This window comes from Alteraurantiacibacter lauratis (genome assembly GCF_037154155.1).
In the GTDB taxonomy this organism is placed as follows: Bacteria; Pseudomonadota; Alphaproteobacteria; order Sphingomonadales; family Sphingomonadaceae; genus Alteraurantiacibacter; species Alteraurantiacibacter lauratis.
Map to the genome: position 1 here is coordinate 135065 of NZ_JBANRN010000007.1, position 13844 is coordinate 148908.

The following is a 13844-nucleotide window of genomic DNA, read 5'->3' on the forward strand; positions in this document are numbered from 1 at the left end:
GCTGATCGAAATCGCGAGGCCCGCCTGCGGCGTTGCCGGGGCGGGCCTTTTCGCAATCGAAGACATCAAACCAGACAAGACCGGGAACGCGCCATGCCCATCGACCTTTCCAAGATCCGCGCCATCGACGTGCACGTCCACGCGGAAGTGTCCTGCCACGATCCCGAAGATCCGGTGATGGGCAAGTATTTCGACGCGGCCAGCGCCTACTTCAAGGCACCGCGCGAGCGGCCCAAAATGCCCGAAATCATCGAGCTTTACCGCGAAACGCAGATCGCCTTCTGCATGTTCACCGTGGATTGCGAAAGCGGCATGGGCGCCAAGCGCGTATCGAACTACGAGGTGGCCGAACTCGCCGCCAAGAACGACGATATCTGCATCGCCTTTGCCAGCATCGATCCGCACAAGGGCAAATACGGCGCGCGCGAGGCGATCGACCTGATCGAGAATTACGGCGTCAAGGGCTTCAAGTTCCACGGTATCGCGCAAAACGCGCATCCCGCCGATCCGATGGGTTACCCGATTTACGAGGTGATCAACGAATACAAGCTGCCCGCGATCTTCCACACCGGCCACAGCGGCATGGGCACAGGGATGCGCGGCGGCGGCGGGATGCGGCTGAAATACGGCCAGCCAATCCTGATCGACGATGTGGCGGTGGATTTCCCCGATATGAAGATCATCCTCGCCCACCCCAGCTGGCCCTGGGTGGACGAAAGCCTCTCCATGGCGCTGCACAAGACCAATGTCTTCATCGACCTGTCGGGATGGAGCCCCAAATACTTCCCCAAGCAGCTGATCCAGTATGCCAACACGCAGCTGAAGCACAAAATGCTGTTCGGCACCGATTTTCCGCTGATCCACCCGGACAAGTGGATGGCGGCGGCGGCCGAAGTGGGTTTCCGCGAGGAGGTGATGCCCGGCATCATGAAGGACAACGCCGCCAAGGTTCTGGGGCTGGTCTGAGAGGTGCGGTGACCGATCCCGCCGACATCCGCGCCTTTCTGCGCCTGTCGGACCGGGTGACGACATCGGGCCGGTTGCAGCCGGGTGACCCGGCGCGGCTGGCAGCGATGGGCGCGGCCCGCATCATCAATCTGGCGCTGGCGACGCATCCCGAAGCCTTGCCTGATGCGGCGCAGGAAATGGCGACGGCGGGGCTGGATTATGTGCACATCCCCGTGCCTTTTGATGCGCCGCAGGAGGCGCATTACCGCGCCTTTGTCGCCGCGCTGGAGGCGGACGAACGGCCGGTCCATGTCCATTGCATCATGAACTGGCGTGTTTCGGCCTTCTTCTGCCGCTATCACATCGAACGGGGGATGGACGAGGCCGCCGCGCACGCGATCATGCGGCAGCTTTGGGATCCGGCCAGCAGCGATTATCCGGGGGCGGACAAATGGGCCGCTTTTCTGCGGGGAGAGGACAAGTGAACTTCAACGGCAAGCATATCGTCATCACTGGCGCGTCGAGCGGCATTGGCCTTGTCGCCGCACAAATGCTGGCCGCGCGCGGGGCGCGAGTCTCGCTGATCGCGCGGCGCAAGGATGTGCTGGACGAGGTGGTCGCAGGGATCGGCAGCAGTGCCGCAGGCTTTCCCGCCGATGTGGGCGACAAGGCGGCACTGGAGGGCGCGCTGGATAGCGCCGCCGCGCATTTCGGCCCCATCGAGGCGCTGTTCGCCAATGCCGGCCTGACAGGCGGCTTTACCCCCTTCACCGCCTTCGACCCCGCCGTGTTTGAGGAAACGTTGCGGGTGAACCTCTCCTCGGTCTTCTGGGCCGCGCAGAAGGTTCTGCCTCCCATGATCGAGGCGGGCAAGGGTTCGATCCTCGTCACCGGATCCATGGCCAGCAAACGCGGCATGGCGATGAACCCGGCCTATGTCTCCTCCAAGCACGGCGTGCTGGGCCTTACCCGCGCGATCGCGGTGGAAATGGCCCCGCACGGCATCCGCGCCAATTGCATCATCCCCGGCTTCATCGAAACAGAAGCGCTCGCCCGCATCCCGCACGAGCAGAAAGGCCGTATTGCCGCACGCGTGCCGCAGCGCCGAATGGGCTCTTGCGAGGAATTGGTGGAGGTCGCCTGTTTCCTTTTGTCCGATGCCGCCAGCCATGTGACCGGGCAGGATTGGGCCGTGGATGGCGGCGTGCTGGAATCCATCGAAGTCTGAGACATTATCGGGAGAACACAAATGCGTGCATGGTTGCTGCCTGAAGGCTGCGAAAGTTTCGGCCAGCTTTATCTGGGCGAATTGCCCGACCCCACGCCAGGCCCCGGCGAAGTGCTGATCGCGCCCAAGGCATGGTCGATCAATTACCGCGATTTTGCCGTGGCGGCGGGCAAGTATTTCGGCGGCCCGATCACGCAGCCTTCGGTGCCACTGTCCGATGGCGCGGGCGAAGTGCTGGCGGTGGGCGAAGGCGTCACCGCGTTCCAGCCCGGCGACCGGGTGCAGGGCAGCTTCTTCATGGACTGGGTGGATGGCCCGCAGGTGATGGGCCGCGCGCTGGGCGATGGCAAGGCGCCCGGCATGTTGGCCGAGAAGGTTGTGCTGCCCGCGCATGGCGTGGTGAAGGTGGCCGACAGCCTGTCCTATGCCGAGGCGGCCTGTATGCCCTGTGCGGGCGTTACCGCGTGGAACGCGCTGTTCGAAGGCGGGCGACCGATCACGGCAGGCAGCCGCGTGCTGGTGCTGGGTTCGGGCGGCGTGTCGATGATCGCGCTGCAACTGGCCAGGGCCGCCGGGGCAGAAGTGATCGCCACCTCCTCCAGCGATGAGAAGCTCGCCCGCGTTCTGGCGCTGGGCGCGGCGCATGGGGTGAATTACAAGGCGGTGCCCGAATGGGGCGCCTATGTCGCCAAGGAGTTCGGCGGCGCGCACAAGGTCGTTGAAGTGGGCGGCGTGGGCACCTTGCAGCAGAGCATGAACGCGCTCGCTTCCGAAGGCGAGATCGCGCTGATCGGCGTGCTGGCCGATGGCGATCCGCCGCATCCGCGCCAGCTGATGATGACCGGCGGCAGCATCCGGGGCATCTTTGTGGGCAGCGTGGCGATGGCAATCCGCCTCAACGCCTTTGTCGATGCGCACGCCATCAAGCCGCCTATCGGCGCGACTTTCGCGTTCGAGGATGCGGGCAAGGCCTATGCCCATGCTTGGGGGCCGGACAGCTTCGGCAAGACGGTGATCGCCCTTTAACCGAGGCGCGAATTGACATCGGTCATTGCGGGGCGGACGGCATCGCGCAAGAATGCCGCCGCCTTCGCATGAATGCGGGCGCAAGGGAGAGAGGCAATGTGGCAAGTGCGCGTGGCGCCGTGCGGGGATTTCGATAACCGCCCGTTCCAGTCCAACCATTTCGGCGTGGAGCCGCTCGCCTCCTCGATGGGCGCGGAAATCACTGGCGTGCGCCTTCCCGACTTGTCGGACGAGGGCGTCGAAAGCCTGAAACAGGCGCTGTGGAAGCACAAGATGATCTACTTGCGCGACCAGCATTTGACCCACGCCGAGCACGAGGCATTTTCACTGCGGCTGGGGGATTTCGCGGTTGATGCCTATACGCAGGGCGTGCCCGGCCACCGCGATGTGCACCCGATCATCAAGGAAGCCGACGAGGTGACGCCCAGCCTGTTCGGCGGCGGCTGGCATACCGACAGCCCCTTCCTGCCAGAACCGCCCAGCATCACCTTCCTGCGGCAGGTGGACGGCCCGCCCTATGGCGGCGATACGGTGTGGGCCAATACCGCGCTCGCTTTCCGCCACCTCTCGCCCACCTACCAGGCCATGCTTCGTCCGCTGAAAGTGTGGATGAGCGCGCGCAACAATTACGCGACGCAGGAGTTTCTGCGCGGGGCGGCGATCAGCTTTGGCGATGCGCAAAAGCACGAGCAGGGGATGCGCGGTTCGTATCACCCGCTGGTACGCCGCCATCCGGTGACGGGAGAGGAGGCGCTGTATATCTGCGATACCTATGCCGCCGGGATCGAAGGGATGACCACGCACGAGGCCAAACCGCTGATCGATTACCTCGTCTGGCACACCACGCAGCACGCCTTCACCTGCCGCCTGCGCTGGCAACCGGGCATGGTCTGCATGTGGGACAATGCCGCCACGATGCACCTGGCCCCCAACGATTACGACGGCTTCCGGCGCGAGATGTACCGCACGACGATTGCCGGCACGGTGCCGCGTTAAGGCGCAACCGGTTTCGTGCCGGGTGAGTCGAAAACAGTGCCAGACGAGAACCGGCGCGCAGCGACCTTTAAGGTCGTGAGCACCGGAAGCGCAGGCTGGCGCTGTTTGCAGGCCGCCCGGCGCGAAATCCTTACTCCCCGAAGAAGTTCAGTTCCAGCAGCACATTGTTCGGGTCGGCGGTGAAAATCTGCCTGAGGCCAATCGCGGCGACGAAATTCTCCTGAAAATCGGCCTCGCGTGCTTTCAGGCGCTCCAAGGTTTCCTCGTATCCGGTCAGCCGCAGCGCCACATGGTGCAGCGCGCCCGTCAAATCGCCCGGCGTGACCGCGCGGTCATAGGCGCGCACGCAATCGAGCGAGTTGATGTGGATGATCGCGCGGCCCGCATCGTCATACATCCACTGCGCGGTTTCAGGGGTAAGCGGCGGCGGCGCATCGCGCCGTTCCAGCCCCAGCAGTTCGGCATAGAAGCGCGCCGTGCCGTCGAGGTCATCGGTAATGATGTTCACATGATCGAGCGCTTCGACTTTCATCCCCAACTCTCCACCTTTTTTGCCGCGCACTTTGCGCCTTATCGCTTGCACCCTTAGCGCAACATTGTATGTGGTGCATACAATTTCGCGTATGTGATTCCTTCACAAGCATGGAGAGGTGAAGCAATGGCTGACAATCTTGAACAGATTCTGCAGGGCACGACCGACATCGTCGACAAGCTCCGCAACTCGCAGATCGGTGCCTATGTGTATCCGGTCGTCGCGCCGGAATTTTCCAACTGGCGTTCGGAACAGTGGGCCTGGCAGCACAGCGCCGTGCTGTTCGACCAGTCGCACCACATGTTCGACCTGTACATCAAGGGCCCGGATGCGCTGAAGCTGCTCTCGGACACCATGATCAACTCGCCCAAGGGCTGGACGGTCAACAAGGCCAAGCAGTATGTCCCCACCACGCCCTATGGCCACGTGATCGGTGACGGCATCATCTTCTGGCTGGAAGAAGAAGAATTCGTCTATGTGGGCCGCGCGCCCGCTGCCAACTGGCTCCGCTTCCAGGCGGAAAAGGGCAAGTACAACGTCGATATCATCAACGATCCGCGTTCGCCCAGCCGCCCGATGGGCAAGCCGGTGTCGCGCATTTCCTGGCGCTTCCAGATCCAGGGCCCGCGCGCATGGGACGTGATCGAAAAGCTGAACGGCGCACCGCTGGACAAGCTGAAGTTCTTCAACATGTCGACGATGAAGATCGGCAACAAGACCGTCCGCACGCTGCGTCACGGCATGGCCGGTTCGCCGGGTCTCGAAATCTGGGGCCCGTATGAAGAGCAGGACTATATCCGCGACGAAATCCTCAAGGCTGGTGAAGAATTCGGCCTGATCGCGGTGGGTTCGCGCGCTTATCCGTCGAACACGCTGGAATCGGGCTGGATCCCCAGCCCGCTGCCCGCCATCTACACTGGCGACGAGCTGAAGGATTACCGCGAATGGCTGGGCGCCGATTCGTACGAAGCCACCGGCGCAATCGGCGGTTCGTTCGTGGGCAAGTCGATCGAAGACTATTACCTGAACCCGTGGGAACTGGGCTACGGTCCGTTCGTGAAGTTCGACCACGACTTCATCGGCGCCGACGCGCTGAAGAAGATCGACCCGGCCGTGCAGCGCAAGAAGGTGACGCTGGAATGGCACGCGGACGACATGAAGAAGATCGTCGGCTCGCTGTTTGATCCGGAAGGCGAACAGTATAAGTTCTTCGACCTGCCGCTGGCAAACTATGCCAACAGCAACTACGATTCGGTCGTGGATGCCGATGGCAATGTTGTGGGCCTGTCGCTGTTCACCGGTTACTCCTACAACGAGAAGAAAGCCCTGTCGCTGGCGACGATCGACCACGAAATCCCGCTGGGCACCGAACTGCACGTTGTGTGGGGCGAAGAGAACGGCGGCACCCGCAAGACCACGGTCGAACCGCACAAGCAGATTAAGGTGCGCGCGATTGCCTCGCCGGTGCCTTATTCGAAGATGGCCGCCGAAACCTACCAGGCCGGCTGGCGCACCGCCCGCAAGGGCTGAGCCGAGGCCGCCTGAAAAGGCCGCTTGATACAGGCCCCGCGAAGCTCCACAGCTTCGCGGGGCTTTTTGCTTTTCGGGAGAGAGGAACCTCATGGCCAATTTCGTTCTCGTCCATGGTGCATGGGGCGGACATCACACCTGGGGCGAAGTGCCCGCACGGCTGGAAGCGGCGGGCCACCGCGCGCTGGCTGCCACTTTGCCGGGCCTGGGCGCGCGGCAGGACGAACTGCATCCGGGCATTACGCTCACCGATCATGTGGACGCGGTATGCCAGCAGATCGCGGACGCAGGCATCGACCGCTTCGTGCTGGCGGGCCATTCCTATGGGGGGATGGTCATCACCGGGATCGCGGCGCGACTGGGCCAGCGGATCGATGCGCTGTGCTATGTCGATGCCTTCCTGCCCGATGACGGCGAAAGCCTGTGGCACATCACCGGCGAATTCGAGCACAACTGGTACATGGAAGCGCAAAAGCACACACCCGGCCTGGTCCGCCCGCTGATGACACCCGATGACTGGCAGCCCGTGCCCGGCATTGTGGGCTACCACCCGCTGCTTACCCTGGTGGAGGCGGTGAAGCTGACCGGCGCAGAAGCCGCGATCCCGAAGAAGAGCTATATCTTCGCCACCCAGTACAACCCCACACCCTTCCCGCGCTTTGCCCAAAAGGCGAAAGCCGCGGGCTGGGATTATCACGAGGTGGCGACCGATCACTTCGTGATGCAGAACGACCCCGATACCACCACGCGCGTGCTGCTGGGACTTGCCGGTTAGGTGGTCAGGCGGTGCGGCTTGTCAAAGCCGCCTCGCACTCGGCCATCAGTGTGGCGATGATTTCGGCGGCGGGTTCTTCCTTGGTCACCATGCCAACCGATTGGCCCGCCATCAGGCTGCCGCTTTTCACATCGCCTTCGATCACCGCACGGCGCAGCGCGCCTGCCCAGAAGCGTTCGATCCGCAGCTGCGCTTCTTCCATGTTAATGCTGCCCTGATCGAGCAGCAGCGCCACCTCGCGCTGCTTGGCGGTGAATTCGGCGGTGCCCTCGTTCTCCAGGGCGCGCACCGGGATCACCGGCAGGCGCGGATCGAGTTGCACCGATGCCACTGCGTTGCGCGCCGAAGCGCGGAAGAAGGCCTTCTTGAATTCGGGATGCGCGATGCTTTCGGTGGCGCAGGCAAAGCGCGTGCCCAACTGCACGCCCGCGGCCCCCATTTCAAGGTAAGCGGCGATCATCGCGCCATTGCCGATGCCGCCCGCCACGAACACCAGATTGTCTCGGCCAAGTTCCGGCAGGATCTCCTGCGCCAGCACGCTGGTGGAGACGGGGCCGATGTGGCCGCCTGCCTCGCTCCCCTCGATCACCAACGCATCCGCACCTGAACGCAGCAGCTTCTTGCCCAGCGCCAGCGTGGGGGCAAAGCAGATGACCTTGGCGCCCGTGTCCTTGATCGCTTCGATGCTGCCCTTGGGCGGCAGGCCGCCAGCCAGCACCACATGGCTGACCTTGTGCCGCGCGCAGACCGCAATGAGATCGAAGAGATCGGGATGCATCGTGATAAGGTTCACGCCGAACGGCTTGTCAGTGAGTGCGTTGGTCGCCGCGATTTCGGTGTCGAGCAATTCGGGCGTCATCGCGCCGCAGGCAATCACGCCAAAGCCGCCGCCATTGCTGATCGCGGCCACCAGATTGCGTTCGGAAACCCAGCTCATTGCGCCGCACAGAATGGCGGTGTCGCTGCCGAGGAAATCAGCGCCGCGCCGCATCAGCGCGCTCGTCTTGGGATAGGAATTCATGCCGTTGCCTGTTTCATTCAGACGCCGCGCGCCCGGTTGGCTGCGGCGTTTAGGCGGGAATGGCACGAACGACAAGCGCGCGCGCTTCGCAAACGAACGCCCGCCTTTCACACAATTCCTGTTATCACCCGGTCGGATACGCACCATTCAATTGCCATGCAGGACCATGCGGCATAAAAGCAGGCTGGACACATCGCCGGGCCGCTGGATCGCGCCATCCCGCTCTCCCCCTGCCCGCCTGCGTCCGGGCTTTCTATGTGGGGGAAACCATGAAACGCTTGCCACTTGCTGCTGCCGTGCTGGCCGCTTTTGCAACCCTTGTCACCACCCCGGCGCTGGCCCAATCTGACAGCTACCGGGTGGAGGCGAATGACAGCTATTCGGTCGATCTGACGATCTGCAATCCGGAAGTCTATGTCTCGGTGCGCGGGGACGGGGATACCGATCTCGATTTCACCGTGCGCGACCCCAACGGGCAGACGGTGCATTCGGATTACGATTACACCGACATCACCTTCTTCACGCTGTATCGCCAGGCGCGTTCGGGGTGCGAAACCTACCGGATGGATGTGAGCAATCTGGGCAATGTCTGGAACCGGTTCGAGGTGGTGATGGAAACCATCCGCGCCGACACCGCCAGCAATTCGGGCACGTCGAGCGACGGGCGCAACCGCGCGGTTTCTTTCGTCAACAATGGCAAGGAATCGGTCTGGTATATCTACTGGGCCAATGTCGCCAGCCGTGACTGGGGGCCGGATCAGCTGGGCTCCAATGTCATTGTGGCCGGCGACAGCTGGCAAACCACGATTGACGACGGATCGGGCGCGTGCCGGTTCAACATCCGCGCGGTGACGCGCGGCGGGCGCGAGATCCTGCGCAACAATGTTGATGTGTGCAGCACCTACACGATCAATCTCGACTGATCGGAGCAAGGCAAAACGAAAAGCGGGCCTGCCAGCGATGGCGGCCCGCTTTTTCATGCCCTCATCGCGGTGATGGCTCAGGCGGCGGCGTCCAGCTCGTACGCCGAATGCAGCACGCGCACAGCGAGTTCGGTCTCGTCCGCGTCGATCAGCACGCTGATCTTGATTTCGCTGGTGGAAATCGCCTGCACATTGATGCCGCGATCGGCCAGCGCCTTGAACATCGTGGCGGCAACGCCGGCATGGCTGCGCATCCCCACGCCCACGACCGAAATCTTCGCCACCTTGTCATCCGCGATCATGCGGAAATAGCCGATGGCTTCCTTGCGTTCTTCGAGCAGCGTCTGCGCGCGCAATAGATCGGCCTTGGGCACGGTGAATGTGACATCGGTCTCGCCCTTGTCCTTGGCGATATTCTGGATGATCATATCCACATTGATGCTGGCCGCAGCGAGCGGGCCGAAGATCGCGGCCACCGCACCCGGCCGGTCGGCCACGCGGGTCAGGGTGATCTTCGCCTCGTTCTTGTCGGCGGCGATGCCGGTGATCAGTTGGCGTTCCATGTCCAGTCCCTCTTGGCTGATTTTGGCTTCGGTAATTTTGGCAAGTTCCTCGTCAGACACGATCATCGTGCCCGGCAGGCTGTCGGCATCGGGTGCGTTCTGGTCCACGAAGGAGGAAAGCACCTGCACGCGCACCTTTTCCTTCATCGCCAGGCTGACCGAGCGTGTCTGCAACACTTTCGAGCCGACCGAGGCGAGTTCGAGCATTTCCTCGTAGGTCACGTTCTTCAGCTTGCGCGCCTTGGCGACGATGCGCGGATCGGTGGTGTAGACGCCGTCAACATCGGTGTAGATATCGCAGCGATCGGCCTTCACCGCCGCCGCCACCGCCACGGCGGAGGTATCCGAACCGCCGCGGCCCAGCGTGGTCACGCGGCCATCGGGCGTCACGCCCTGGAAGCCGGGAATGACCGCGATCTGCCCGCTTTGCATGGCGGCGATCAGTGCGGGCGCGTCGATCTCCTCGATCCGCGCCTTGGCATGGGCATCGTCGGTCCTGATCGGCACCTGCCAGCCCAACCAGCTGCGCGCGTTGCAGCCCATCGCCTGCAAGGTAAGGGCCAAAAGGCCGCTGGTCACCTGTTCGCCGCTGGCCACCACCACATCGTATTCGGCCGGATCATACAGCGCGTTCGCCTCGCGGCAGAAGCCAACCAGACGATCGGTTTCCCCTGCCATGGCGGATACCACGACGGCCACTTCATCGCCCTTGGCGGCCTGCGCACGCACGATATTGGCAACGCGGCGAATGCGTTCCGTCCCCGCCATGGAGGTGCCGCCGAACTTCATCACGATACGGGCCACGGGTTCATCCCCTGTTGGATACTGGCTTAAGACTTCGCGCGCTGTTAGGGATGCTCCATGCCTGATGCAAGCCTTGCAAATGAAACCATCCGCGCGGGTGAAGCCGCGCATTTCGGGGCGCTGGCGGCGGATTGGTGGAACCCCGCCGGTTCCTCCGCCATGCTGCACCGGCTGAACCCTGTGCGGCTGGCCTTCCTGCGCGAAGCGATAGACCTTCACTGGGGCGGCGATGTGCGTTCGATCCGCCCGCTGGCAGGCAAGAAGGCGCTGGATGTGGGGTGTGGTGCGGGCCTGGTGGCCGAACCGCTCGCCCGGCTGGGCGCGGATGTCACCGGCGTGGACGCGGCGGCGGAAAACATCGCGGCGGCTGTGCGCCATGCGGCGGGCACGGGCTTGCCGATCACCTACCACCACGGCGAACTGGCCCGCCTTGGGCTTGGCACATTCGATCTGGTCACCAGCATGGAAGTGATCGAACATGTGGCCGACAAGGCGGCCTTCGTGGCGCATCTGGCGGCGCATCTTGCGGATGGCGGGCTGATGGTGCTGTCCACCCCCAACCGCACCGCTGCCAGCCGCGTGTTGCTGGTGGGCGCGGCGGAAGCCTTGGGCGCGGTGCCCAAGGGCACGCATCACTGGGACGATTTCATCACGCCCGACGAACTGGGCGATCTGCTTGCCGAAGCGGGGCTGGCCATGGGTGAACCGCGCGGCATTGCCTGGTCGCCTTCACGCGGCCTGCATCTGTCGGACGATCTGGCGCTGAATTACATCGTCACCGCGCGGGCCGGATAGGGGCGCGCGGCGGTGATTGTCCGCGACGCCCCGCGCGCGATCGACCTGATCTTTGCGATCCGCGGATCGATCCTGCCGCGCATCGCCCCGCGCCTGCTGGCGCTGATGGTGTTTGCCGCGCTGATGGTGTGGCTCGATCGGCGGACGGACATCCTGCCCGAAGCAGGCGCGCTGGGCTTCACCGTGTTCGGCATCGCGCTCTCGCTCTTCCTCGGCTTTCGCAACAACGCCGCCTATGACCGCTGGTGGGAAGCGCGCAAGCTGTGGGGCGGGCTGCTGGCGGACATGCGCAGCCTTGCGCGCGAGGCAGAGGTGTTCGTGCGCGACGATGCCCTGCGCCTGTCGCTGCTGCGCACCGCGCGCGCCTTCCTGCATCTGCACCGCGCCAATCTGCGCCGCCGGCCTGATGATGCGCTGGCCCGCAGCCATGCCGGCGCGCTGGCCGATGCACCGCACCCGCCCGATGCCGCGCTCGACGCGATGGCTGCGCTGGTGAAGCGGGGTGCGGCTGGCGGCACGATCGACAGTTTCGGCCAGCGCGCTTTGGCCGAACGGCTGGGCAGCATGGCGTTGCAACAGGCGGGATGCGAACGGATTGCCACCACGCCGCTGCCCTATGTCTATTCGCTGCTGATTTACCGCACCACCTGGCTGTTCTGCCTGCTGCTGCCGCTGGCTCTGGTCGGCCCGGCAGGCTGGCTGACGCCGCTATTCGTGGGCATTGTCGGCTATGTCTTCTTCGGCCTTGCCGAGGTGACCGAGGAATTGAGCCACCCCTTTGGGGAGACACCCAACGGCCTGCCATTGGACGCGATCTGCCGCGCGGCGGAAATCAGCCTCGCCCAGCATCTGGGCGAGGAAGCGCCAGAGCCGCTTGAGCCGAAGGATTATTTCCTCAGCTAAACGCTAATCCCCGCCGCGCTGGCAGACCGAATGGCGTCCTTGATCGGCGCGAAAAGCATCCGCCGGGCCGGGATCGTCGGTAAAAACGCCGCCGATTCCGGTCGCTTCCAATGCGAACAGATAGGCTTCGAAACAGCCACGCGCGGCCAGATCGGTTTCGCCGGAGCGTAGCGCAGGGGGAAGAAAGGCGTTTTCCTTGCGCAAGGTCCAGCCATGCACCACCAAACCTGCCCCATGCGCCGCATCGACAAGGCCGGTGGACGCCCCCTCGTCATCGAGCAGCAGGCGCAGCTCCACGCCCAACCCGTCGGCATAGGTGGCGATCTCCGCCAGCCTTTCGCCGATGAGCATTTCGGCATAGGTCATGCCGGGCAGATCGGCAGGACCGCCCTGTGCCGACACAAGCTGCACCAGCGGCAAATCGGTCATCGTGTCGAGGCGCTGGAGAGGCGTGACTTCAAAGCTCTGAATGAACACCGGATCGTCGGCATGGCGGTATCCGGCGGCGTGCAGTTCTTCCACCAGCATGGCGGCCAGATCGTGACCAATGCTGGCGAAATAGGCCGGGTGCTTGATTTCGGGATAAAGGCCAATGCGCCGCCCCATCTCCGCCTCCCGCGCGCGGACAAGCGCGATCACTTCGGCGAGCGTCGGCACCTGATAAAGACCATCAAACGCGGTATTGGCGACGCGCAATTGCGGCAGGCGTTCGCGGGCGCGCAGCGTGCGCAGTTCGGCCAGCGTGAAATCTTCGGTGAACCAGCCGGTCACTTCCTCGCCATCGATCAGCCTGGTGGTGCGGCGATCCGCAAATTCGGGGCGATCCGCCACATCGGTGGTGCCCGAAATCTCGTTCTCGTGCCGGGCCACCAGCACGCCGTCCTTCGTCGCCACAAGGTCCGGCTCGATATAATCGGCGCCCTGGTCAATTGCCCGGTCATAGGCGGCCAGCGTGTGTTCGGGCCGTTCCCCGCTCGCCCCGCGATGCGCGATGATGAGAAAATCGGAACCCTGCGCCATGGCGGGCAGGCTAAACCCCAGCAGCAACGGGGCCAAGAGCGCTTTCACAACAGCGCGGCTTCCCATTCGGCCTCGTTGAAGCCCACCAGCACCCCGCCCGGATGCACCACCACGGGCCGCTTGATCAGGCTGGGCTGCTCGGCCATCAACGCAGCGGGATCGGCCTCGGCGCGCGCCTTGTCGGCATCGGACAGCTTGCGGTAGGTGGTACCGCGCCGGTTCATCACCGTGTCCACCCCCATTTCCGCCATCCATTCGGCCACCAGAGCGGGATCGGCCCCGTGCTTCTTGTAGTCGTGAAAGTGATGCACGAGGCCATGCGAATCCAGCCAGGCGCGTGCCTTCTTCACCGTGTCGCAATTGGGGATTCCGTAAAGCGTAATGGTCATGATCCGTCCTTGGCGATGAATCGATGTAACCGCGGATTGTTACATCCATACATTGTGTATTCCGCATACCATTCGCTGCGCCCGCGTGCCTGCACTTCGCGGTGCGCGGCGACGCGGCCCCAGGCTTGGGCGGTGGCTTCGTCGGCCCATTCGGACAGGGCGACGACCTCGCCATCTTCTGCCGCAAAGCTCTTGAACGACAGGAAACCGGGCTGCACGCGGGCCAGCGCCTCCATTTCCTGCGCCGCCGCGGAATAGGCAGCCGCGTGCATGTCAGCGCGTTTGCGGTTGCGGAACACGACCAGATACATGTGGCTAGGGTCGAGACTCAATCAGAGCCAGAAAGCCACGGCGGCGGCAAGGCATACGGCGGATAGGAAGTTTCTGGCGA

Annotated in this window: 16 protein-coding genes; 10 read left to right on the forward strand and 6 right to left on the reverse strand. The window is 63.8% G+C overall.

The window, feature by feature from the left end; translation table 11 throughout:
• Positions 1–93 precede the first annotated feature (93 nt).
• The 5 genes from WFP39_RS08610 to WFP39_RS08630 all read left to right on the forward strand — a co-directional run bounded on the left by WFP39_RS08610 (position 94) and on the right by WFP39_RS08630 (position 4198).
• Positions 94–966: an amidohydrolase family protein gene (locus tag WFP39_RS08610; RefSeq protein ID WP_336919013.1), complete on the forward strand. Its 873-nt coding sequence runs from the start codon at positions 94–96 to the stop codon at positions 964–966.
• Positions 967–974: 8 nt separating this feature from the next.
• Positions 975–1433 carry a protein tyrosine phosphatase family protein gene (locus WFP39_RS08615; protein ID WP_336919015.1) on the forward strand — a complete coding sequence of 153 codons (459 nt, stop codon included), beginning with the start codon at positions 975–977 and terminating at the stop codon, positions 1431–1433.
• A complete protein-coding gene (locus WFP39_RS08620) occupies positions 1430–2176 on the forward strand; it encodes an SDR family NAD(P)-dependent oxidoreductase (RefSeq protein WP_336919016.1) in 747 nt (248 codons plus the stop codon). Before WFP39_RS08615 ends, WFP39_RS08620 begins: the two co-directional genes overlap by 4 nt.
• Before the next feature lie 21 nt (positions 2177–2197).
• Complete coding sequence (locus WFP39_RS08625; RefSeq protein ID WP_336919018.1) at positions 2198–3202, forward strand: zinc-dependent alcohol dehydrogenase family protein; 1005 nt, start codon at positions 2198–2200, stop codon at positions 3200–3202.
• A 96-nt stretch (positions 3203–3298) separates the two neighbouring features.
• The gene (locus tag WFP39_RS08630; RefSeq protein ID WP_336919019.1) at positions 3299–4198 is read left to right on the forward strand and encodes a TauD/TfdA dioxygenase family protein; all 900 of its coding nucleotides are present in this window, start codon (positions 3299–3301) and stop codon (positions 4196–4198) included.
• Between the two features lie 130 nt (positions 4199–4328).
• Here the strand turns inward: WFP39_RS08630 and WFP39_RS08635 are convergent, their stop codons facing one another.
• Positions 4329–4730 carry a VOC family protein gene (locus tag WFP39_RS08635; RefSeq protein WP_336919020.1) on the reverse strand — a complete coding sequence of 134 codons (402 nt, stop codon included), beginning with the start codon at positions 4728–4730 and terminating at the stop codon, positions 4329–4331.
• 126 nt (positions 4731–4856) lie between these two features.
• Between WFP39_RS08635 and ligM the strand changes: the two genes are divergently transcribed.
• Together ligM and WFP39_RS08645 are read left to right on the forward strand one after the other, a co-directional pair.
• Positions 4857–6260 carry a vanillate/3-O-methylgallate O-demethylase gene (gene ligM / locus WFP39_RS08640; protein ID WP_336919022.1) on the forward strand — a complete coding sequence of 468 codons (1404 nt, stop codon included), beginning with the start codon at positions 4857–4859 and terminating at the stop codon, positions 6258–6260.
• A 91-nt stretch (positions 6261–6351) separates the two neighbouring features.
• Positions 6352–7035, forward strand: a complete 684-nt coding sequence (locus tag WFP39_RS08645) for an alpha/beta fold hydrolase (RefSeq protein WP_336919024.1) — start codon at positions 6352–6354, stop codon at positions 7033–7035.
• 4 nt (positions 7036–7039) lie between these two features.
• On the opposite strand, the gene WFP39_RS08650 is transcribed toward WFP39_RS08645, so the two are convergent.
• The gene (locus tag WFP39_RS08650) at positions 7040–8056 is read right to left on the reverse strand and encodes an NAD(P)H-dependent flavin oxidoreductase (protein ID WP_336919026.1); all 1017 of its coding nucleotides are present in this window, start codon (positions 8054–8056) and stop codon (positions 7040–7042) included.
• 269 nt (positions 8057–8325) lie between these two features.
• Between WFP39_RS08650 and WFP39_RS08655 the strand changes: the two genes are divergently transcribed.
• Positions 8326–8979: a hypothetical protein gene (locus WFP39_RS08655; protein ID WP_336919027.1), complete on the forward strand. Its 654-nt coding sequence runs from the start codon at positions 8326–8328 to the stop codon at positions 8977–8979.
• A 77-nt stretch (positions 8980–9056) separates the two neighbouring features.
• On the opposite strand, the gene WFP39_RS08660 is transcribed toward WFP39_RS08655, so the two are convergent.
• Complete coding sequence (locus tag WFP39_RS08660; RefSeq protein ID WP_419716203.1) at positions 9057–10346, reverse strand: aspartate kinase; 1290 nt, start codon at positions 10344–10346, stop codon at positions 9057–9059.
• 57 nt (positions 10347–10403) lie between these two features.
• Here WFP39_RS08660 and ubiG point away from each other — a divergent pair, with 57 nt between their 5' ends.
• Together ubiG and WFP39_RS08670 are read left to right on the forward strand one after the other, a co-directional pair.
• On the forward strand, positions 10404–11141 hold the full coding sequence (ubiG, locus tag WFP39_RS08665; RefSeq protein ID WP_336919028.1) for a bifunctional 2-polyprenyl-6-hydroxyphenol methylase/3-demethylubiquinol 3-O-methyltransferase UbiG: 738 nt from the start codon (positions 10404–10406) through the stop codon (positions 11139–11141).
• A gap of 12 nt (positions 11142–11153) precedes the next feature.
• The gene (locus WFP39_RS08670; RefSeq protein ID WP_336919030.1) at positions 11154–12044 is read left to right on the forward strand and encodes a bestrophin family protein; all 891 of its coding nucleotides are present in this window, start codon (positions 11154–11156) and stop codon (positions 12042–12044) included.
• 3 nt (positions 12045–12047) lie between these two features.
• Here WFP39_RS08670 and WFP39_RS08675 read toward each other — a convergent pair whose 3' ends face one another.
• The 3 genes from WFP39_RS08675 to WFP39_RS08685 are packed head-to-tail and all read right to left on the reverse strand — an operon-like array spanning position 12048 to position 13764.
• The gene (locus tag WFP39_RS08675; RefSeq protein ID WP_377923373.1) at positions 12048–13130 is read right to left on the reverse strand and encodes a glycerophosphodiester phosphodiesterase; all 1083 of its coding nucleotides are present in this window, start codon (positions 13128–13130) and stop codon (positions 12048–12050) included.
• Complete coding sequence (locus tag WFP39_RS08680; protein ID WP_336919034.1) at positions 13109–13453, reverse strand: arsenate reductase; 345 nt, start codon at positions 13451–13453, stop codon at positions 13109–13111. The genes WFP39_RS08675 and WFP39_RS08680 overlap by 22 nt, the downstream gene beginning before the upstream one ends.
• Entirely contained in the window at positions 13450–13764 is a 315-nt protein-coding gene (locus tag WFP39_RS08685; RefSeq protein ID WP_336919046.1) for an antibiotic biosynthesis monooxygenase family protein, read from the reverse strand. The genes WFP39_RS08680 and WFP39_RS08685 overlap by 4 nt, the downstream gene beginning before the upstream one ends.
• Positions 13765–13844: the final 80 nt, after the last annotated feature.